The 18,429-nt window shown below is 69.7% G+C and carries 18 protein-coding genes and 1 pseudogene; 8 read left to right on the top strand and 11 right to left on the bottom strand.

Annotated elements, in window-relative coordinates:
* Positions 1 to 43: 43 nt before the first annotated feature.
* The 6 genes and pseudogenes from ACFC96_RS41485 to ACFC96_RS41460 all read right to left on the bottom strand — a co-directional run bounded on the left by ACFC96_RS41485 (position 44) and on the right by ACFC96_RS41460 (position 4,819).
* The gene (locus ACFC96_RS41485) at positions 44 to 499 is read right to left on the bottom strand and encodes an RpiB/LacA/LacB family sugar-phosphate isomerase (protein ID WP_376617614.1); all 456 of its coding nucleotides are present in this window, start codon (positions 497 to 499) and stop codon (positions 44 to 46) included.
* A gap of 345 nt (positions 500 to 844) precedes the next feature.
* On the bottom strand, positions 845 to 1,840 hold the full coding sequence (locus ACFC96_RS41480) for a LacI family DNA-binding transcriptional regulator (RefSeq protein WP_340459628.1): 996 nt from the start codon (positions 1,838 to 1,840) through the stop codon (positions 845 to 847).
* Between the two features lie 477 nt (positions 1,841 to 2,317).
* The gene (locus ACFC96_RS41475) at positions 2,318 to 2,917 is read right to left on the bottom strand and encodes a YdcF family protein (RefSeq protein WP_376617612.1); all 600 of its coding nucleotides are present in this window, start codon (positions 2,915 to 2,917) and stop codon (positions 2,318 to 2,320) included.
* A 102-nt stretch (positions 2,918 to 3,019) separates the two neighbouring features.
* Positions 3,020 to 3,292 (bottom strand): annotated as a pseudogene (locus tag ACFC96_RS41470) (transposase family protein); the annotation flags it as partial.
* A 160-nt stretch (positions 3,293 to 3,452) separates the two neighbouring features.
* Positions 3,453 to 4,226, bottom strand: coding sequence for a hypothetical protein (locus ACFC96_RS41465; RefSeq protein WP_376617610.1), 774 nt, complete (start codon positions 4,224 to 4,226; stop codon positions 3,453 to 3,455).
* A gap of 242 nt (positions 4,227 to 4,468) precedes the next feature.
* Positions 4,469 to 4,819 (bottom strand): hypothetical protein, encoded by a 351-nt coding sequence (locus tag ACFC96_RS41460; protein ID WP_376259703.1) that lies wholly within the window; start codon positions 4,817 to 4,819, stop codon positions 4,469 to 4,471.
* Between the two features lie 513 nt (positions 4,820 to 5,332).
* On the opposite strand from ACFC96_RS41460, the gene ACFC96_RS41455 reads away from it, so the two are divergent.
* A complete protein-coding gene (locus ACFC96_RS41455) occupies positions 5,333 to 5,764 on the top strand; it encodes a hemerythrin domain-containing protein (protein ID WP_376259705.1) in 432 nt (143 codons plus the stop codon).
* Between the two features lie 990 nt (positions 5,765 to 6,754).
* Here the strand turns inward: ACFC96_RS41455 and ACFC96_RS41450 are convergent.
* Complete coding sequence (locus ACFC96_RS41450; protein WP_340460618.1) at positions 6,755 to 7,324, bottom strand: XRE family transcriptional regulator; 570 nt, start codon at positions 7,322 to 7,324, stop codon at positions 6,755 to 6,757.
* A gap of 146 nt (positions 7,325 to 7,470) precedes the next feature.
* On the opposite strand from ACFC96_RS41450, the gene ACFC96_RS41445 reads away from it, so the two are divergent.
* Positions 7,471 to 8,724 (top strand): benzoate/H(+) symporter BenE family transporter, encoded by a 1,254-nt coding sequence (locus tag ACFC96_RS41445; protein WP_376617608.1) that lies wholly within the window; start codon positions 7,471 to 7,473, stop codon positions 8,722 to 8,724.
* On the opposite strand, the gene ACFC96_RS41440 is transcribed toward ACFC96_RS41445, so the two are convergent.
* The 3 genes from ACFC96_RS41440 to ACFC96_RS41430 form a co-directional block, all read right to left on the bottom strand.
* The gene (locus ACFC96_RS41440; RefSeq protein ID WP_376617606.1) at positions 8,684 to 9,409 is read right to left on the bottom strand and encodes a type 1 glutamine amidotransferase; all 726 of its coding nucleotides are present in this window, start codon (positions 9,407 to 9,409) and stop codon (positions 8,684 to 8,686) included. The two genes, ACFC96_RS41445 and ACFC96_RS41440, sit on opposite strands and share 41 nt — an antisense overlap.
* A gap of 525 nt (positions 9,410 to 9,934) precedes the next feature.
* On the bottom strand, positions 9,935 to 10,129 hold the full coding sequence (locus ACFC96_RS41435; protein WP_376617604.1) for a hypothetical protein: 195 nt from the start codon (positions 10,127 to 10,129) through the stop codon (positions 9,935 to 9,937).
* 158 nt (positions 10,130 to 10,287) lie between these two features.
* Complete coding sequence (locus ACFC96_RS41430) at positions 10,288 to 10,719, bottom strand: hypothetical protein (RefSeq protein WP_340459068.1); 432 nt, start codon at positions 10,717 to 10,719, stop codon at positions 10,288 to 10,290.
* 272 nt (positions 10,720 to 10,991) lie between these two features.
* On the opposite strand from ACFC96_RS41430, the gene ACFC96_RS41425 reads away from it, so the two are divergent.
* Positions 10,992 to 11,873: a universal stress protein gene (locus tag ACFC96_RS41425; protein WP_376259710.1), complete on the top strand. Its 882-nt coding sequence runs from the start codon at positions 10,992 to 10,994 to the stop codon at positions 11,871 to 11,873.
* Positions 11,874 to 12,189: 316 nt separating this feature from the next.
* On the opposite strand, the gene ACFC96_RS41420 is transcribed toward ACFC96_RS41425, so the two are convergent.
* Positions 12,190 to 12,972 (bottom strand): FadR/GntR family transcriptional regulator, encoded by a 783-nt coding sequence (locus tag ACFC96_RS41420; RefSeq protein WP_340459067.1) that lies wholly within the window; start codon positions 12,970 to 12,972, stop codon positions 12,190 to 12,192.
* Positions 12,973 to 13,225: 253 nt separating this feature from the next.
* On the opposite strand from ACFC96_RS41420, the gene ACFC96_RS41415 reads away from it, so the two are divergent.
* From ACFC96_RS41415 to ACFC96_RS41395, 5 genes are read left to right on the top strand one after another with little or no spacing between them, the layout of a single operon-like run.
* Entirely contained in the window at positions 13,226 to 14,602 is a 1,377-nt protein-coding gene (locus ACFC96_RS41415) for an MFS transporter (protein WP_376226980.1), read from the top strand.
* Positions 14,599 to 16,332 (top strand): dihydroxyacetone kinase family protein, encoded by a 1,734-nt coding sequence (locus tag ACFC96_RS41410; RefSeq protein WP_376617602.1) that lies wholly within the window; start codon positions 14,599 to 14,601, stop codon positions 16,330 to 16,332. The genes ACFC96_RS41415 and ACFC96_RS41410 overlap by 4 nt, the downstream gene beginning before the upstream one ends.
* 21 nt (positions 16,333 to 16,353) lie before the next feature.
* On the top strand, positions 16,354 to 16,827 hold the full coding sequence (locus ACFC96_RS41405) for a ribose-5-phosphate isomerase (protein ID WP_376617600.1): 474 nt from the start codon (positions 16,354 to 16,356) through the stop codon (positions 16,825 to 16,827).
* Positions 16,827 to 17,597, top strand: coding sequence for a triose-phosphate isomerase family protein (locus tag ACFC96_RS41400; RefSeq protein ID WP_340460267.1), 771 nt, complete (start codon positions 16,827 to 16,829; stop codon positions 17,595 to 17,597). Before ACFC96_RS41405 ends, ACFC96_RS41400 begins: the two co-directional genes overlap by 1 nt.
* Positions 17,597 to 18,427 (top strand): sugar phosphate isomerase/epimerase family protein, encoded by an 831-nt coding sequence (locus ACFC96_RS41395; RefSeq protein WP_376617598.1) that lies wholly within the window; start codon positions 17,597 to 17,599, stop codon positions 18,425 to 18,427. Before ACFC96_RS41400 ends, ACFC96_RS41395 begins: the two co-directional genes overlap by 1 nt.
* Positions 18,428 to 18,429 lie beyond the last annotated feature (2 nt).

Genomic DNA, 18,429 nt, shown 5'->3' with positions numbered 1-18,429 from the left:
CGACAGCGCGGGCGCTCTCGCCGAGAGAGATGTGGGAGGTGGGTCAGGAGGCCGGGGTGACGGCGTCGAGCGCGTTGAGTTTCGCGACGCGACGACGGGTGTCCTCGTCGTCGTCGAAGACGGCCCCGAGGAACTCACGGATGATGTCGGGCACGAGTGCGTGCGGGACGAGCCAGGCCCCCATCGCGATGGTGTTGGCGTCGTCATGCTCGACGGCCTGGTGGGCGGAGTAGGGCTCGTGGGCGAGGCCGCAGCGGATGCCGGGCAGCTTGTTCGCGGCCATGACGGCGCCCTGGCCGGTGCCGCACACGAGCACGGCCCGATCGGCGGCGCCGGAGAGCACGACTTCGCAGGTGGCGCGGGTGATGTCCGGGAAATCCACGGGCTCGCAGCTGTGGGTGCCGCAGTCGATCACTTCGTGGCCGAGCGCCTCAATGGCCGCGTGGACGGAGGCCTTGAGCGCGTATCCGGCGTGGTCTGCGCCGAGGGCGACCTGCATCGTTGGTCCTTTCAAGAGGGGTGCACCGTCTTCCGCCTGACGGGTGAGGGGCGTTGCAGTGCTGGGGCGTGTGTGCCGGGGATGCGGCCAATCGGGCTGGGCAGCCCTTGAGCCCACGCTGCGCGGTGGCGTCAGCGCAGTGACTGTCTTGTGGGTGTGGTGTGGGGCATTGCCCGCTCGGCCGCGGGCCCCATCAGTTGCACACCCATGCGCTTCGGAGAAGTGCTCTCCGCTCGGCCGACTGTGGGGCGGTCGATCGGGCTGCGGGAGATCGGCCGGGATGAGGAGAATGCCTGAGGCGATCGCTGTCCTCGGTGGAGGCGGCGCCGAGGGCGATCCGCATCCTCACCGGATGTCCTGCACGGACCGGTCGACGAAGGTGGTGGGAACACGTTGTCCGGGTGCGGCGCGGTCTGCGATGAGGTCGACCAGCCCACGTACACCGAGCCGGCCGATCGACGACGCGTCGTTGCGGACCGCGCTGATGGGCGGCGAGGTGAACTCGAACCAGTCCAGGTCGTCGAAGGAGACGACCTCGATACGGGATGCCTGCTCGGCGCCGAGTCGCTCGCGCAGTGCGCGGACGGCTCCCAGCGTCGTCTGCCCGTTGGCACCGAACACGGCCGAGAACGTGACACCACGGTCAAGGACGCGACACATGGCCTCTGCCGCACCGCCGGCCAGGAAGTCACCGGCGTCGAGCAGTCTGTCGTCGGTACTGATGCCGTGCGCCTGACGCCCGGCGAGGTAGGCGGCGCGGCGCTCGGCTCCGGTGGAGAGTGTGTCCGGGCCGCCGATGAACGCGACGTCGTGATGCCCCCGGCGCTGCAGCCAGGCGAGTACCTGCTGGACGCCTTGAGCGTTGTCGGTGCCGTACAGCGGCGCGTCGACGCCCTCGATCGAGCGGTTGAGGAACACCAGCGGCAATCCGGACGCCAGCGTGGCCGCCACCTGCGGCGAGACGGTGCCCTGCGGCGAGAACAGCAGGCCGTCGATGCGTTGAGAGGCGAAGGTCCGAAGGTAGGCGTCGGCCTGCTCGGCGTCCTCGTTCGCATTGGCCAGCAGCACGGTGTAGCCGTGGCGGCGTGCCTCCTGCTCGGCGGCGTGGGCCAGCTCGGAGAAGAACGGGTTGCGGATGTCCGAGACGATCAGTCCCAGTACCTCGGTCCGGGCCCGCCGCAAGGACCGGGCGGGTCCGTTGGCGATGTAACCGAGCTCCGCCGCGGCCGCGAGCACGCGGGACCGGGAGTCGGCCGAAGTCTGGCTGCTGCCGCTGAGCACCCGGGATGCGGTACCGAGTGCGACCCCGGCTCGTGCCGCGACGTCTTTGATGGTGGCCATCCGCCCCATCTCCTCGTGGAAACGTTTCCATGAACCGAACAGAACTAAGATCGCACATCGACTGCGAGATGAGCAAGGTTCCGAAAGGCACGCGGGAGCGCGGGGCCGGTGCCGAAGTGCCTGACAGCCGTGCGTACTTCGCTGCTGGGCGCGGGCTCTGAGACGGGGGTGGGGGGACTCGCCGCCCGGACGACGCATGGCTCGGCGGGTCCGTCGGAACGGCTCCACGCCCCCGCTGTCGCCGTTGATCACGTCATGCGCTCTGCCCGCGCGGGAGACACGGGCGGGGGAGTCGGGTGGTCTCCCGTAGGGCGGGGCAGTTCGGCAAGTCGCTGTCGGAACTGGTTCCGGCGCCCTGCGGATCCGCTGGGAGCTCCGCGACGGCAGACGCGAAGCCTGCCTCACTTGGGAGGTGCACACCTCTGCTGGCGTCGGCTCAAGGAGCACCGTCTGTGATGCCGACGCGACAGCGGCCTTCTACAGCGAGGCCTTCCGTTCGTCGGCATCGAGGCCGCGAAGTGTCCAAAGCCCGTACAGGGCCAGCAGCGGTTTGACGACCATCCATTCGCCAGGACGGTAGTCATCCGCTTGCACGAGCTTCTTGGCGAGATCAGGGCGCTGCCGCCGCAAGTACGCACGCGCCTTGAGCCCGTGAGCCGGCTGGGAAGCGATCTTGATGCGGTCGACGCCCTCCAACAGAGGGATCACGTTCCTGATGTTCTCCCATGTCGTCATGCTCTTGTCCTCGAGAAGCACTGTGCCGTCGAACGCGAGCGCCGACTTCGCGTAGTCAGCCATCAACCGGGCCTCCGCAACGCCACCGCTGGTGGCACCGCCAGTGAAGACCACGCGAGTGTCACGGGCGCTGTCAGCGGCGATGGACCGGATTCCAGCACGGACGCGCCAGCGGTTGATGAAGTTCGCCGTCGCTTGGGGGTTTTGGTAGCCCAGCACGATCACGGCCTCGGAATCGCCCCCGCTGTTTCCGACGAGAGCGCGAGACCAGCGCCGGTTCAACCACTCGCCCCAGGCCAATGTTGCAGCCCCAGCGATCGCGAGTCCTGTACTTCGTCGCATGCGGCGACTCTAGGGCACCTCGCTAATCAGCAGCGAGGCGCTAAGGCTTGTCCCGCAATGATTTTCTCCTGCGTGTCGGCCGGTCACGGCGCGATGGCCGACCTATCCGGAGAGGTTGAGGTTGTGCAGGCGGGCGACGCCGAGCATGGCGTGGTGGACGCCGTCACCTTTGAGACGGCAGTCGCGGAGGGACTTCCAGGTCTTCATTCGGGCGAAGGTGTGCTCGACGCGGGCGCGGACCTGCTTGTGGGCGCGGTTGTGTTGCCGTTTCCAGTGGGGCAGTTCCTCGCCGGCCCGGCGGCGGTGCGGCATCGCGAGTCAGGTACCTGGATGGCCGCCGTCGGCGATCGTCACGGTCTTGCCGACGGCGGCCTGGACGTCGGTTGGGCCACGGATCGGATACCGGACCACCCCCCAGACAGAACCAGGGATGCAGCTGCATTTCAGAGCTGGATACCTCGCCGCCGACCGCGCCCGCCGCCCTAAAGGTAGTCCTGCAGCTGTGTGGAGTAGGCCGAGAGTCAGTCCAGGGAACTCACTTCACTACGACGTTGTCACCGGCCGAAGTCGACGGCCCGGTGGTGGTGTTGCCGTAGTAAGCCCAACGCCACGTACCGGTCTGGGATGCCTTCACGGTCGTCCTGAGATCACCCGAGCCGTTCGCGTATACCTTCTTCACCGTGGTGTAGGAGGTGGCTCCGGTGGGCTTGAACTGCAGGGTCACCAGACGGCCTTCGTAGGAGGCGTACTTTCTGGTCTCCCAGTTGGCCCGCGTGACCTTGCCGGTCACGGTGATGGTCTTGCCCTTGGCCACCGGCTCGGGCGAGGCGTTCACGGTCAGGCGGGAGTTGCGCTTGACGTAGGCCGTGAGGCCCTCGTCATCGGTGTCACCGCCGCCGCCCTGGAAGTAGACCTCGGCCGCGACCTTCCAGGCTCCGGCCTCGCTGTTGCGCATCTCCCACTCGCTCGGGTCGAAGTACATCGTCTCCTTGAAGTCGCACACGCCGGTGCTCACCTTGATGCAGTCGCTCGTCTCGATGGCGTGCCACAGCCGATCACCCGTCGGGTCCGCATTGCCGCGGTACAGGAACACCGCCGGCCACTTCCACTCGTGGGTGGTCGCCATCCGGAAGGATGCGGGCGCCGCGACCTCGTTCGACACCCCGATCACGATCGCATTGCCGCCGTTCACCTGGACGCGGGTGAACGAGACCCCGCCTTCGGCCGCCCCGGCCGGTCCCGCGGCCATGGCCGTGAACACCGCCGCCGCGCCACCGGCCGCGACAGCTCTCCAGAACTTCTTCCCCACCTGATCCCCGATCTCTGTACTGAACGGCGCCGGAGACTCATCGTCCGGCGCCTTTCAGACAGCCGGGATCCACACGGGGTTGTACACCCTTGGATCACGATCGGGCATCAGGCGATCGTCGCCTCGCACGAGGCGGTCGGCACCGGTCGAAGATCATTTACGGGACTACCTTTAGCCCCGCCACGAACGACCCGGCAGCCCGGCAGCCCCAGCCCGGCAGTCGGGCCAAAGGCCTCTTGGCCTCATTTCGAGGGTGGATACGGCGGCAGATGCTGTGCCCCCGCGAGACAACCGCTCTGCCATTCGTCCAGGTACGGGGCTTGGTAGAAGAGTTCACCGCATTTCTGCCGGGCGGCGTCGGCCGTGATCGTCTCGTCGGCGTCAGGGATTTTCTGCCCCGCCAGATATCCGTCCCGATAGACGTCGGCCCGGCTCTCGCCGTGGCTGCCGTTGCTGTGGCCCTTGGTGGCTGTGGCGTTGCCGACGCCGTAGCCCGCCGCGAAGACAAGGAGGGCAGCTGTGGCCGAGCCGATCGCGAGCCGCGCCTTGGGTATCGGGAATGGGCGGCTCGGTGCGTCGTCCTTCGCGGACATCTGGTCTCCTCAGGTGAGGCCGCTGAATCGATCAGTAGTGTGACCGCCGGCTCGGCGCGTGTCAGCTGCTTATGCGTTCCGCCGGTTCCTGAGGGGGTGTTGAGGCCTCGGCGGCCAGGGGTGGCAGCCGATTCGGGGCCGGCCGTGGAATGACAAGCTGAGAGTGCGGGTGGCGGCGGCCGTGAACGGCCTGCGACTGCCCATTGCCCATTGACGATTGACGTAGGCGTCGCAGGGAGCACCTCGGCAACGAGGCACTCCCCGAAGGCCGCACTTATGCACGCTCGGCACTTCATGGCACGGCGGGAAACTATGGCCGACAGACCCTCGTGAGGTGTTGGCGCGATATGCGGGGTGACCGGCCTGCTCGCCCTGGAGGCAGTTGCTGCTGTCGTAGTCGGCAGGGCACATGGGTGATGGAGGAGCGACTTCCCGCCCCGGCGGCGCGGGAAGTCGCGCTCGGGCGTCTGTGATGGGTCCATGTGCCATTACTGCGGTTGCCGTGAGATTCCGTTGATCAAGGAATTCATCGCCGAGCATGAGCGGGTTACCGACGCGGCAGGGGACGCGGTGCGGGCGCTGGAGCGTGGTGACACCGCGACCGCGCGGGAGCTGGTCGTCCTGATGTCACGGGAGCTGGCCACGCACTGGCAAGGTGAGGAGGACGGTCTGTTCGCGGTGATGCGGGACGATCCGGAATACACGGACTACATCGACGCGCTGGTCGCCGAGCACCGTGAGCTGGCCGTGCTGCTGCCCGCCCTGGACCTCGCTGACCCCACCGATGTACGCCGTTTCAGGGAGGCGGCCGACGAGCTGCACCGTCACATCGCCAAGGAGGAGGACGGACTCTTCCCGGCGTCGCTGACGGCGCTGTCCGGCGACGAGTGGAACGCGTCGATGGCAGCGTGGCGCGCCGCGCATCCGCAGGAGAGCCTGGGGTAGGCCCAGTGTCGAGCCGAGCGTCGCCCAAAGCGGGTACAGGAAAGCCGCTATGAGCGGGGCGACAACGATGATGGGAGCACCGGCGAGCTGCCCACCGCCGAACGCAATTGACAAACCTTCCTGACCCGATGAGTTCCTGGGTGTTCTGCTCGGTCCATGACGTGAGGGCTTCACCGGCGGCCTGCTCGCCGACGGCATGGCTCCGCTCACCGCGCATCGGCCGGGCGGTCGCCCGATCCGCTGAAGTATGGACGCGCGCCTGCTCTGACCGCTCAGAGGCGCGACCGCCAAGTTGCTTGTAGCGGTGAGCCCTTGAGGTGCGGACGGGCCTGGGCGCAGAATCGTTGCCGGCGCTGTAGGCGGGGTGCGGCGGGAAGAGGCGATGGGCATGTCACGGAGGCGAAAGATTGCCTTGGCCGGATTGGCGGCGGGAGCTCTGGCCGTCGGCGCGTGTTGGGTCTTCGGGCCGGGCTTGATCATTGCCTGGGCGGACAACGACCCGGTGAGGTAGGGCCGAGTGTGGGCAGTCGTGAACCATCGGGCCCCTCTGGGGTGGCCGCCGTTGTGGTGGTCCGTCTGTGGGGTGCGTGACTGCCTTGTACGGTGCGGCGGTTGAACGCGTCGCCGGTGTCGAGCCGACGATGCTGAGCCCCATACGGTCGTGAGGTGTGCCGCCGGACACGGGCCATGAGTGTGTTGGGCAATTCGCCTCGCCAGAACTCGCGCTCGCCCGTGCGCATGAAACCCGCGACGCTCGTCGAAGCGAAGCGAAGCGAAGCGAATTGAATTGAAATGAAACGAAGCGAGTGTGGCGTGGCCGGGACCGTCTGACCGGGCTCGCGGCCGAGACGGAGTCAGCGGACCCCGGGTGGCGGATGCCGCAGAAGACAGGTTTCTTCCAACCGCTGTGCGTGGCGTGCGCGGACGCCTCCTCGGCCTGGTCGCCCGCGTGATCATCCACCGCCACGACCGACGCCTTGGTCAGGATTCTCAAGCCTCTTCCGAGGAAGGGCCCTTCGAAGGCGGGTTCTTCGGGTACCGGACGAAGAGGACGCCCTGGACCTCACCGTCCGGTGCGCTGTAGAAGTGCGGGGCGTCGGCCGGCCAGTGGGCGTGGCCGCCGGGTCCGGCCGTCTGTGGGGCGTCCGGCGGGCCGACGACCGCCGTTCCGGAGAGCACCATCAGGCTTTCCGTGGTGTGCGGGACGTGTGCGGCCGATTCCTGAGTGGCGCCGTCGGCGATGGTGACGCGGAAGACGTCGGTGGCGGCGTCCTCGTCCTCGTGCCGCTCCAGGAGCACCGCGGTGACGGCGCTGCCCGAGACTCCGCCCGTGCCCGCCGCGACGCCGGGCGGTGGGTCGTCGAGGACGGCGCTGACCGGGCGGCCGAGCGCGGTGGTCAGGGCGTAGAGCGTTTCCAGGGTGGGGTTGCGCCGACCCGTCTCGAGTTCGGAGAGCGTGCCCTTGCCGACGCCTGAGCGGCGCGCGAGCTCCGACAGGGACAGGCCGTTGTCCTGCCGCAGCCGCTTCAGCCTGCGGCCCACCTCGTCATTCAGTCCCATCTGCCCGGTTCTGTCCGTTCTGCGCTCGCCGACGCTTTGACGTGCCGCCACCCACGTCCTTAGTGTTCCACAAACAGAACGTTCCGTTTACGGAACACTCGGAACCCGCTCTCCCGCACCCAGCCCCCTTCGGAAGTGATGCCCGCATGTCCCCGCTCGCCCGTATACGCGCCACCGCACCGCCCTCGGCCGTGGCGGCGGGGCTCATCGCGGTCACCGTCGGCGTGACCAGTGCCGCTGCCATCGTGTTCACCGCGGCGCGGGCCGCCGGCGCTGACGCGCGGGAGATCTCTTCATGGATGCTGGCACTCGGCGTCGGAATAGCCGTGACCTGCGCGGGCCTCTCGCTGCGCTACAAAGCCCCGGTCGTCACCTCCTGGTCGACGCCGGGAGCCGCGCTGCTTGCCACGAGCCTGAGCGGGGTGGGCATGGCAAAGGCGGTGGGCGCGTTCGTGTTCAGCGCTGTGCTGATCATGTTGAGCGGTCTGACGGGGTGGTTCGCGCGGATCATGGACCGCATCCCGGTGCCGCTGGCATCGGCGCTGCTCGGCGGTGTGCTGCTCGAGTTCGGGACAGGGCTGTTCTCCCAGATGGGCGGCAGTTTCGCCGTCGCGTTCCCGGTGTTCGTGCTGTACCTCCTCGCGCGTCGGCTGCTGCCGCGCTACGCGGTGTTCATCGCGCTCGGTGGCGGAATCATCGCCTCCGTCCTCACCGGGGGTTGGCATCTGGAACGGGTCCGACTGTCGCTCGCGCAGCCGGTGTTCACGGCTCCCGAGTTCGACTGGAAGGTGCTGATCAGCGTCGGCGTGCCCCTGTTCGTCGTCACCATGGCCTCGCAGAATCTGCCCGGGGTCGCCGTGCTGCGGGGGTCCGGCTACGAGGTGCCCATCTCGCCGGTCCTGACGTGGACGGGGGCGGTGCAGGCGGTGCTCGCGCCGTTCGGGGCGTTCGGCATCAACCTGGCCGCGATGACCGCCGCGATCTGCACCGGCGACGAAGCCCACCCCGACCGTCAGCGGCGCTACCTCGCCGCCGTGTGGGCCGGCTTCTTCTACCTGTGCGTCGGCCTGCTGGGCGCGACCGTCGCCTCGCTGCTCACCGCGATGCCGCACGCGCTGGTCCTGGCCGTCGCCGGGGTCGGCATGCTCGCCACGATCGAGGCGGCCCTGGCCAGTGCCCTGTCGGACCCCGGATCCAGGGAGGCGGCCGTCGTCACCTTCCTCGCCACGGCCTCCGGAGTGACGCTGCTCGGCATCGGATCCGCGTTCTGGGGGCTGCTCGCGGGCGTGCTCACCAGCGTCATCGCGTCGGTGGGACGGAGGCGCGGCGCCGCCGCAACCGCGCCCGCCCCACGGTCGGTCACGGCAGCTTCGCGCACACCTGAGCGAACCTCCGCGTGAACACCGACCACGCCGCGATCGCAGCGTCTTCGTGGGCCACGGCTTCGGCGTGCAGCCGCTCCCTGTCGAAGCCCCGGGCCAGCTTCTCCCGATCCCACCCGGCGATCCGCTCGGCCTCCGCCTCCGGGTGAAACTGCACACCCCAGGCCCGCGCCCCGACTCGGAACGCCTGGTGGGGGCAGGCCGCGCTGGACGCCAACCAGGCGGCGCCCGGAGGGAGTTCGGTGATCGCGTCGACGTGCCTCTCCATCGCGGGAACTGTCGCGCCGAGCCCGTACAGGAGCGGATCGTCGGCGGCTTCGGGGCGCAGCCGGATCTGTGTGCTGCCGAACTCGGGCCGGCCATGATTCGCTCGTACGCTGCCGCCCGCGACCTGTGCGAGCAACTGGCCACCCAGGCAGATGCCGAGCACGGGTGAGCCGTCGTCCAGCGCCTGCGCGACGAGCCGGCGCGTGGCCGGGAGCCAGGGCGCGCGCTCGTCGTCGTCCGGCAGGAAGCCGCCGCCGAGCACGAGGAGCGGTCTGCCGTCGAGCGCCGCGGGCAGGGCCTCACCCTCGTAAGGCCGCAGCACTTCGAGGCCGAGTCCCGCCTCGCGCAGCCACGCCCCGACCCGGCCGGGACCGCCGCTCCTGGTGTTCTGCACGACCACGGCGGTCGGCGGGCCCGGTGCGTGCGAGGACGTCATCTCCTCAGCTCCCCTGCTCGGCATCTGCGTTCGGCTGCGTCGACCTCTACGTCGGTCAAGGCAGCAGATCAGGATGCGACGCGCGACGTCAATGGCCCGTCGGCCGCCCCAATTCGAAGGGCATGTCCCGACTCGCAGCCGCCGAGATCCGCCTGGCCCGGTGCCCCGCAACGGCCGAGCGCCGCCTGTCCGCACATCTCGTCGCGGTCGCCCGCATAGGCCCGTCCTGATGCGGAAGGCGTGACTTCACACCGCGTCGCCGAGCGGCCGGGTCGCTCGCGAACGGCCCCTCAACCACCGACAGGGCCCGCCTCGAGCGGCGGTCGGATGTGGGGTCAGGGGGCCGCCTCCTCATAGGCCGCGCAGGCGTCGAGGAGGCGGGCGTCGGTGAGATGCCGGCCGATGAGCTGGAGGCCGGTGAGCTGGAGGCCGACCGGGCCGGCCGTCCGCGGTCCGGCCGGCCCGGATGATCGGCGCGGGAAGGACTGCGAGGTTGGCGGCGCGGGGCGTAGGGAGGCGGTCGCGTCAAGATGAAACCGGAAGGGGTCCGCCTTGGGTGTCGTGCACCGAGGCGGCCGTGACGATGGCGAGGCCAGGCGTGTGGGTGGCCACGTGAGACTTGCGCCCTTTGATCTTCTTGCCGATGCCGATGCCGATGCCGATGCCGATGCCCGACGCCGACACCCGACTGGGCCCGGCGGGATTCGCGGAGGTCTTCACGCTCCTCTGCGCACCGATCACGACAGTGGACGGGGCGGCGACCCACTTTGCGTCAACGTGCCCCATCGGTCACATGTCGGATGCCCCGGGCAGTACTGCCACACCATCTCTCGCTCCGAGCCCGCCCGGCTCGGAGGCCCGGCATGCCTCGACTGGGTTCACCGACCGGCTCTGGCGGTGGGCACGGCCCTGGTCAGCGACCATACGATCAAGAGATCGATTGCCATGACGGTGATGGACCAAGCCGGGTAGTACGGAATGAACATGAATTGGGTGATCAGGCTGATCGCTGCCACGCTGATGCCGGCCCCGCGCCCCCAGGCCTTGCCGGCCACAACTCCTAGGCCGGCGACGACCAGGGCCACGCCGATCACAAGATGAAGCCAGCCCCACGCGGTCAGATCAAACCGATAGGCGTACCGAGACGACGCGAACACGGTGTCGCCTGCGATGCCGGATGCGCCCAGCAGAATGCTCAGCGGCCCGCTCACCAGCAGGGCCACCCCGGCGAACAGAGTCGGTCCGGTGATCGGTTCGCTGCTGTCCGGGCTCTTTGTTCCTCTCGGACCCTTGTCGGGCATTGCTGCCATGCCGTGGCCTTCCTGTCCGGCGCGGCGACTGAGGGACACCGCCCGTGCGAGGCCGGCCGCGCTCCCGTGCCATCTTCACCTCAGTCTCGCGACGTCGCGACTGCAATCCGCCATACGCGGGCCCGTGGCTGTTGCTCCGGGCGACGCGGATCACGTCGCGCAAGCAGCAGTTCGGGCGGTGGGCGCCATGCGATGCCGCCCAGTCCTGTGGCAGGGACGCTGCGGTGGGGTCAGGCTGGGAACAGGGGGCCGAGTCAATCATGGGAGGCGCCGTGGGCAACCTGGTCGTCGTGGGGGTGGATGGTTCGCCGTCCAGCCTCGCAGCGGTGGAGGCGGCGGCTCGAGAAGCGCGATGGCGGCGTGCCGGTCTTCGCGTCGTGTACGCCCTCTGGCCAGTGATCTCGCCCGGTCCCGTGCCGACGGCCGCAGCACCCTTCGGGCCACCCGAGGGAGTGCTGCCGGACGAGGTGGAGAGCGCGCTGACCCAGGCGCTGCATCGTGCCGCCAGCGTGGCACCTCAAGTGGAGATCACCCATGACGTGGTGGCCGGCGAGGCGCTGACGGTGCTGGAGGCTCAATCGCGGGATGCGGATCTGGTGGTCATCGGTTCCCGGGGCAGGGGAGGCTTCGTAGGGATGTTGCTGGGATCGACGGCGGTCTACCTGACAGCCCACGGCCACTGTCCGGTGATGGTGGTGCGCGGGGAACCGGACGACGCCGGGCCGATCGTGCTGGGCGTCGACGGGGCGCGGGCAGGTGAGGAAGCGGTCGAGTTCGCCTTCGCCGAGGCCGCGCTGAGGGGTGCTGAAATCGTCGCCCTGCACGCGTGGACGCCGGACAGCGTGCCCCTGCCGCTGGCTCCGCCGCAGTTGGCGGACGTGCCTCAGGCGGGCGCGGTCGCCGAGAACGAGGAACGTCTGCTGGCCCAGGCACTCGCGGGTCGTCAGGAGAAGTATCCGCAGGTCCCGGTCAAGCACGAACTGGTCCTCGGCGTGACCCACGAGGCGTTGATCGAGGCGAGCAGGACCGCCCAGCTCGTGGTCGTCGGGGCAAGGGGGCGGGGTGGCTTCACCGGGTTGCTCCTGGGATCGGTGAGCCAGGCGCTGCTGCAACAGGCTCACTGTCCTGTCACCGTCGTCCGCGGCAAGGAGTGACGCCCCTTCCCCGGATCGGCCCATCGACGAGGGGAATCGGTCTGCCAGGGCTGCTGCGTTGAGTGTTGCCGGTTGCCGGTTGCCGGTTGCCGGTGTGGGGCCCCGACGCACCACGCCCATGCGCCGGCTGCGATCCGAGCGTGCCGTCATCTCCGTCGTCCACCGTCTGTGCCCAAACAGGTCGACGCCCTTGACGTCATCGCCGAGCGGACGGGCGGCACCTGGTTCGCCCAGCAGATAGATGGCCGTGCCGATGCGGGCGCGGCTGGTGTCGATGACAGGACTGCTTCTCGACCGCGGCGCTCGACCAGCTCGCTCAGGAGCTCAGTGGCGAGCCTTCCCCGTCCGTCGGGTTCATCGACTCGCGCAGGCGTGCGCTCGCCATCCGCATGTGCTCGGCCATCGCGCGGTCCGCGGCTTCCGGGTCGCGGTCGCGGATGGCCTTGAGGACGGCGTCGTGCTCGCACAGCGTGCCGCTGACCGTGCCCTCGATGTCGCTGACGCGCTCCATCCACACCTGGAGCAACGCACGGATGCTGTGCAGGATGTCGCTGAGGACCGTGTTCCGGGCGATCGTCGCGCACTCCAGGTGGAAGGCGATGTCGGCGTCGATGAATGCCTTGACGTCGCTGCCCGCCTCCCGCATGTGCCGCAGGTGCTCCTCCAGGCGTGCCACGTCCTCGTCCGTCGACCGCTCCGCGGCGAGCCGGGCCGAGACGCCCTCCATGTAGGTGCGCACCTCGACGAGGTCCTGGGTACGGCGCTGCCCCAGCATCAGGCCCCAGTTGATGGCCCGCGGCAGGAACTCCGAGGTGCCCTCGCGGACGTACGAACCCGAACCCGGCCGGATCTCGATGATGCCGAGCACGTCGAGTGCGGACAGCGCGCCGCGGACGCTGGAGCGCGCCACTCCGAGGGCCTCGGCGAGCTGGCGCTCGGCGGGCAGCCGCGTACCCGGCTTGATGTTGCCCGCGGAGAGGTGATCGAGAAGACGCTTGGCGACCTCGCTGACCGAGGACTCCCGCACCACGGGGCGAAGGAGTTGGGCGAGGTCGGGCTGGGAGCCGGCGGCGTGGGAGGGCTGACTGGTCACGGTCACCAGTAGACCAGACGGGTCGTCGCCGGTGTCCGTCGGTCGCGTGCGGAATCCCTTGCCGTCCGCTTTGTCAAGGGTTCAACGATGACGAAGAAGTGCGACGCTCGCCACATTGGTAAATTGGTGACCAATTTGAGGTTGAGGCATAGCGTGAAGCGCAGATCGGCCCCGGCGTGGCCAGACACCGCTGACCCGCCCCTCGTGCCGTGAGTGACCCAAGTCCGGACAGAGCTGTCCGGCGAGTCGAGGAGTCGCCATGCCTGCCAGCACCGCGCCGCCCGTGACGGAGACGAGACCAGCCGTCGAAGCGTCGGCGATCAGGAAGATCTCGATCCGTCTCGTCCCGTTCGTGGCCCTGATGTTCTTCGTGAACTATCTGGACCGCACCGCGGTGTCGTTCGCCGAACCCAATGGCATGGGCCAGGACCTGGCGCTGACCGCCGCCCAGTTCGGCTTCGCGTCCGGGATCTTCTTCCTGGGCTACATCGTGCTCGAGGTCCCCAGCAACATGGCCCTGCACCGCTTCGGCGCCCGCCGCTGGCTGGCCCGGATCATGGTCACCTGGGGCATCGTCTCGTTGCTCTTCACCTGGGTGAACACCAGCGGAGAGCTCTACGGCCTGCGGTTTCTCCTCGGTGTCGCGGAAGCCGGGTTCTTCCCCGGCGCGATCCTCTTCCTGAGCCAGTGGGTACCGAGCCGACACCGCACCAAGATCCTGGGACTCTTCTATCTCGCGCAGCCACTGACCACGGTCTTCGGCGCTCCGCTCGCGGGCTGGCTCATCGGCCACCACGGCCTGTTCGGCCTCGAAGGCTGGCGCGTGATGTTCCTGTTCGTGTCGATCCCGGCGATCCTCCTGGGCGTCATCGCGTGGTTCTACCTGATCGACCGCCCCGCCGACGCCAAGTGGCTCACCCCCGGCGAACGGGACTGGCTCACCAGGGAGCTGGCCGCCGAGAACGCCCAGAAGACGGGCCACGAGACCGAGCACGCCAGGGGCGATCTCAAGGCCGCCTTCACCAACGGCCGTGTGTGGCTGCTCGCCGTCGTCTACTTCGGCTTCGTCTACGGCCTGTACGCGCTCGCGTTCTTCCTGCCGACCATCATCAACGGCTTCCAGGAGCAGTACGACACCACGCTCAGCGTGATGGACAAGGCCTGGATCACCGCGATCCCGTACCTGCCCGCCGCCGTCGTCCTGTTCTTCTGGACTCGGCACGCCACCCGGCACGGCACCCGCACCTGGCACGTCGCGGGGCCCGCGGTCGTCGGCGGTGTCTCGATCCCGCTGGCCCTCTACATGGGCTCGCCCTCGGCCACTGTCGCCGTCATCACGGTCACCGCCTGCTCCATCTTCGCGGCGCTCCCGGTGTTCTGGGCTGTGCCGTCGCGCTTCCTGACCGGGGCGGCCGCCGCGGCCGGCATCGCCCTGATCAACACGGCGGGCAATGTCGCCGGGTTCGCGTCCAGCTACGTCACCGGCTGGCTCAAGGACTGGTCCGGCAGCTACTACCTGCCGCTCTATCTCGTCGGCGTCTTCATGCTGCTGTCCGCCGCCCTGATGATCTGGCTCGCCGCCCGCACCTCCTCGTCCCCGTCCGCCCCTTCAGCACCCGCGGAGAACCAGCGATGACCCGCCTGTACAACGACCCCGCTGCCTTCGCCGACGAAGCGCTCGAAGGCTTCGCCGCCGCCCACCGCCGCTGGGTGCGACCGGTTCCCGGAGGCGTGGTGCGGGCCACCGCGAAGACGCCGGGTCAGGTTGCCGTCGTCGTCGGCGGCGGCTCCGGCCACTACCCGGCCTTCTCCGGTCTGGTCGGCCAGGGTCTGGCGCACGGCGCCGCCGTCGGCAACGTCTTCGCCTCGCCGTCCGCCCAGCAGATACGCACGGTGGCCAGAGCCGCAGCGTCCGGTGGGGGCGTCCTCCTCCTGTACGGCAACTACGCGGGCGACGTCCTGCACTTCGGGCAGGCCGCCGAGCGACTGAACGCCGAAGGCATCGCCACCCGCACCTTCGCCGTCACCGACGACCTGTCCAGCGCCGCACCCGACGAGGCCCACAAGCGCCGCGGCATCGCCGGCGACCTGCCCGTCTTCAAGGCCGCGGCGGCCGCCGCCGAACAGGGCCTGCCGCTCGACGAGGTGGCCCGCGTCGCCGCCTGCGCCAACGCCCGCACGCGCTCCTTCGGCATCGCCTTCTCCGGCTGCACGCTGCCCGGCGCCGACCACCCGCTGTTCACGGTCCCCGAGGACCGGATGGCCGTCGGCCTCGGCATCCACGGCGAACCCGGCATCGGTGAAGCCGCCGTGCCCACCGCCGACGAGGCCGCCGAACTCCTCGCCTCCACGCTCCTGAAGGAACTCCCCGACGGCGTCACCGCACCGGACGGGCAGCGCGCCGCCGTCATCCTCAACGGGCTCGGCTCGGTGAAGTACGAGGAACTCTTCGTCGTGTACCGGCGCGTGGCCCGGCTCCTCGCGGACGCGGGCGTGCGGACCGTCGACCCCGAGGTCGGTGAACTCGTCACCAGCTTCGACATGGCCGGCATCTCCCTCACCCTGACCTGGCTCGACGACACCCTCGAAGCGCTGTGGACGGCGCCCGCCGACACCCCCGCCTACCGCAAGGGCAGCGTGCCCGAGGCGGTCGCCGCGGAGGAGGACGAGGCGTCGTACGAGACCGGGAGCGGACCGGAGCCGTACGCCGCGAGCGACGACTCGCGGAGGGCCGCCGCCACGGCGCTCGACGCCCTCGGCCGCATCAAGGAGACCGTCGACGCGCACGCCGACGAGCTGGGTCGCATCGACGCCGTCGCGGGTGACGGCGACCACGGCATCGGCATGCAGCGGGGCTCCTCCGCGGCCTACGAAGCCGCCCTGCGCGCACGGGACTGGGGGGCGGGCGCCCAGTCGCTGCTGACCGCCGCCGGTGACGCCTGGGCGGACCGGGCGGGCGGTACCTCCGGAGCCCTGTGGGGCATCATCCTGCGCGCCGTGGCCGACACGCTCGGCGACACCGAACGGCCGACCCCGACGACCCTCGCCCACGGCGTCCGGCAGGCGTCCGACAGTGTCCGCAGGACCGGCGGCGCCGAGGTCGGCGACAAGACCATGGTCGACGTCCTCGTCCCGTTCGCCGAGGCACTCGTCCAACGGGTCGGTGAGGGAGCGGAGTTGGCCACCGCCTGGGCCGCGGCCGCGGACGTCGCGGAGCGGGCCGCCCGCGACACCGCCCGGCTCGTCCCGCGCGTGGGCCGCGCCCGGCCGCACGCCGAGAAGTCCCTCGGCACCCCCGACGCGGGCGCCCACTCCCTCGCCCTCATCGTCCGCGCCGTCCACGGCGCGCTCGCCACCTGCCGGTAACTCCCCCTAAGGAACAGCCACATGAGTGAGAAGCTGCGGATCGTCGTCGGCTGCGACGACGCCGGATACCAGTACAAGGAGGCCCTCAGGAAGGACCTCCAGGCGAGCGGCCTGGTCGCCTCCGTCACCGACGTGGGCGTGGACGCCGACGGGCACACCGCCTACCCGGAGATCGCCATCGCCGCCGCCGAGACGGTGGCACGCGGCGACGCCGACCGGGCGCTGCTCGTCTGCGGCACCGGCCTCGGCGTGGCGATCGCCGCCAACAAGGTCAAGGGGATCCGCGCCGTCACCGCCCACGACTCCTTCTCCGTGGAACGCGCCGTCCTCTCCAACAACGCCCAGGTGCTCACCTTCGGGCAGCGTGTCGTCGGCCTGGAACTGGCACGCCGCCTCGCCGCCGAGTGGCTCACCTACCGCTTCGACGACTCCTCGCCCTCCGCGGCGAAGGTCCGGCTGATGAGCGACTACGAGAACGAGCCCGAGGCCGCCTGATGACTGCCCCCGTCCTGCTCGGGGTGAGCCTGAAGATGTACTTCGGCCACCACGAGACACTCAACTGGTCCCGCAGAATCGTCCAGTTGGCCGATCGGCACCCCGCCGTCACCAGCGGGGCGGCCCGCCTGTTCGTGCTCCCCGCCTTCCCGGCGATCGTGCCCGTGGCGGGCATCCTCGCGCGCAGCGGCGTCGACGTCGGCGCGCAGGACATCGCCACGGAGGACGCAGGCGCCTTTACGGGCGAGGTCTCCGGCCCGTACCTGAAGGAGATCGGCTGCCGCTACGCCGAGGTCGGCCACGCCGAGCGCCGCCGTCTCTACGGCGAGGGCGACACCGTCGTCGCGGCGAAGACCGCGGCCGCCCTGCGCAACGGACTCACCCCGGTCCTGTGCGTCGGCGAACTGGATCCGGTCGAGCCGGAGGAGGCCGCCCGCCGCACCCTCGCCGAGGCCGCGCGGCTGCTGTACGGCATGAGCGGCAAGGTCGTCCTCGCGTACGAACCCCAGTGGGCGATCGGCGCGCCCGAACCCGCCTCGGCCGAGCACATCACCACGGTGTGTTCGGCGCTGGGGGAGTGGCTCAACTCCCGTCCCCAGCAATCCGGTTCGACCGTCATCTACGGCGGCAGCGCGGGCCCCGGACTGCTCAGCCGCCTCGGCGGCTCGGTCGGCGGCCTCTTCCTGGGCCGCTTCGCCCACGACCCGGCGGCCGTCGGGCGGATCCTCGACGAGATCGAGGCCCCGGCCTCCCCGGCGGCGGTGGCGTGATGGCGTACGGCATCAGTACGTACGCCTACTTCTGGCGGATCTCGGAACGCGCGCCCAAGCCGCTTTCCCTGCTCGACATGCTCGTCGACACCAAAGAGCAGGGCGGGGAGGTCTTCCAGATCTGCGACTACCCGGGCATCGAGTCGTACGACAGCGCGCGCCTGGCCGACATCCGGGACGCCGCACGGGACCTGGGCCTGTGCCTGGAACTCGGCACACGGGGCGTGCGCCCCGACCATCTGGCCACGTACCTGGACATCGCACGGCAGTTGGACGTCACCCTCGTCCGCTCGATGATGAACACCGTCGACCACCGCCCGGACGTCGACGAGGCCGTCGCACTGCTGCGTCAGGCGCTGCCGGGGTACACGGACGCGGGAGTGGCCCTCGGTCTGGAGACCTATGAACAGGTCTCCACCGACGACCTGCTCGCCGTGGTGAAGGGCGTCGACAGCGACCGCCTCGGCGTCGTCCTCGACCCCGGCAACAGCGTCGCCCGCCTGGAACGCCCCGTCGACGTCGTCGACGCGACCGCGCCGTACGTGGTGAACATCCACGTCAAGGACTTCGCCTTCACACGCCGCGACGGCTGGGTCGGCTTCACCTACGCCGGCTGCCCACTGGGCACGGGCCTCCTGGACTACGACGCCATGATCGCGGCAGTCCGGCCGCACGAACGCGGCATCAACCAGATCGTGGAGCACTGGCTCCCGTGGCAGGACGAGGGCTTCGACACCACCGCCCGGCTGGAACACCAGTGGACGCAGCACAGCATCAGCACCCTGCTGAGCAACACCGTTTCGAGCACCACCCCTTTGAGGAGCGAATGACC

It is taken from the genome of Streptomyces sp. NPDC055955, from assembly GCF_042270245.1.
In the GTDB taxonomy this organism is placed as follows: domain Bacteria; phylum Actinomycetota; class Actinomycetes; order Streptomycetales; family Streptomycetaceae; genus Streptomyces.
The sequence above is the reverse complement of the archived record's forward strand: the minus strand, read 5'-3'. Positions and strand labels throughout refer to the sequence as shown.

Bases quoted from the DNA above. Each gene is read 5' to 3' on its own strand.
- ACFC96_RS41485 (WP_376617614.1), bottom strand. From the start codon at position 499: ATGCAGGTCGCCCTCGGCGCAGACCACGCCGGATACGCGCTCAAGGCC.
- ACFC96_RS41480 (WP_340459628.1), bottom strand. From the start codon at position 1,840: ATGGCCACCATCAAAGACGTCGCGGCACGAGCCGGGGTCGCACTCGGT.
- ACFC96_RS41475 (WP_376617612.1), bottom strand. From the start codon at position 2,917: ATGCGACGAAGTACAGGACTCGCGATCGCTGGGGCTGCAACATTGGCC.
- ACFC96_RS41460 (WP_376259703.1), bottom strand. From the start codon at position 4,819: ATGTCCGCGAAGGACGACGCACCGAGCCGCCCATTCCCGATACCCAAG.
- ACFC96_RS41450 (WP_340460618.1), bottom strand. From the start codon at position 7,324: ATGGGACTGAATGACGAGGTGGGCCGCAGGCTGAAGCGGCTGCGGCAG.
- ACFC96_RS41445 (WP_376617608.1), top strand. From the start codon at position 7,471: ATGTCCCCGCTCGCCCGTATACGCGCCACCGCACCGCCCTCGGCCGTG.
- ACFC96_RS41440 (WP_376617606.1), bottom strand. From the start codon at position 9,409: ATGACGTCCTCGCACGCACCGGGCCCGCCGACCGCCGTGGTCGTGCAG.
- ACFC96_RS41430 (WP_340459068.1), bottom strand. From the start codon at position 10,719: ATGGCAGCAATGCCCGACAAGGGTCCGAGAGGAACAAAGAGCCCGGAC.
- ACFC96_RS41415 (WP_376226980.1), top strand. From the start codon at position 13,226: ATGCCTGCCAGCACCGCGCCGCCCGTGACGGAGACGAGACCAGCCGTC.
- ACFC96_RS41410 (WP_376617602.1), top strand. From the start codon at position 14,599: ATGACCCGCCTGTACAACGACCCCGCTGCCTTCGCCGACGAAGCGCTC.
- ACFC96_RS41405 (WP_376617600.1), top strand. From the start codon at position 16,354: ATGAGTGAGAAGCTGCGGATCGTCGTCGGCTGCGACGACGCCGGATAC.
- ACFC96_RS41400 (WP_340460267.1), top strand. From the start codon at position 16,827: ATGACTGCCCCCGTCCTGCTCGGGGTGAGCCTGAAGATGTACTTCGGC.
- ACFC96_RS41395 (WP_376617598.1), top strand. From the start codon at position 17,597: ATGGCGTACGGCATCAGTACGTACGCCTACTTCTGGCGGATCTCGGAA.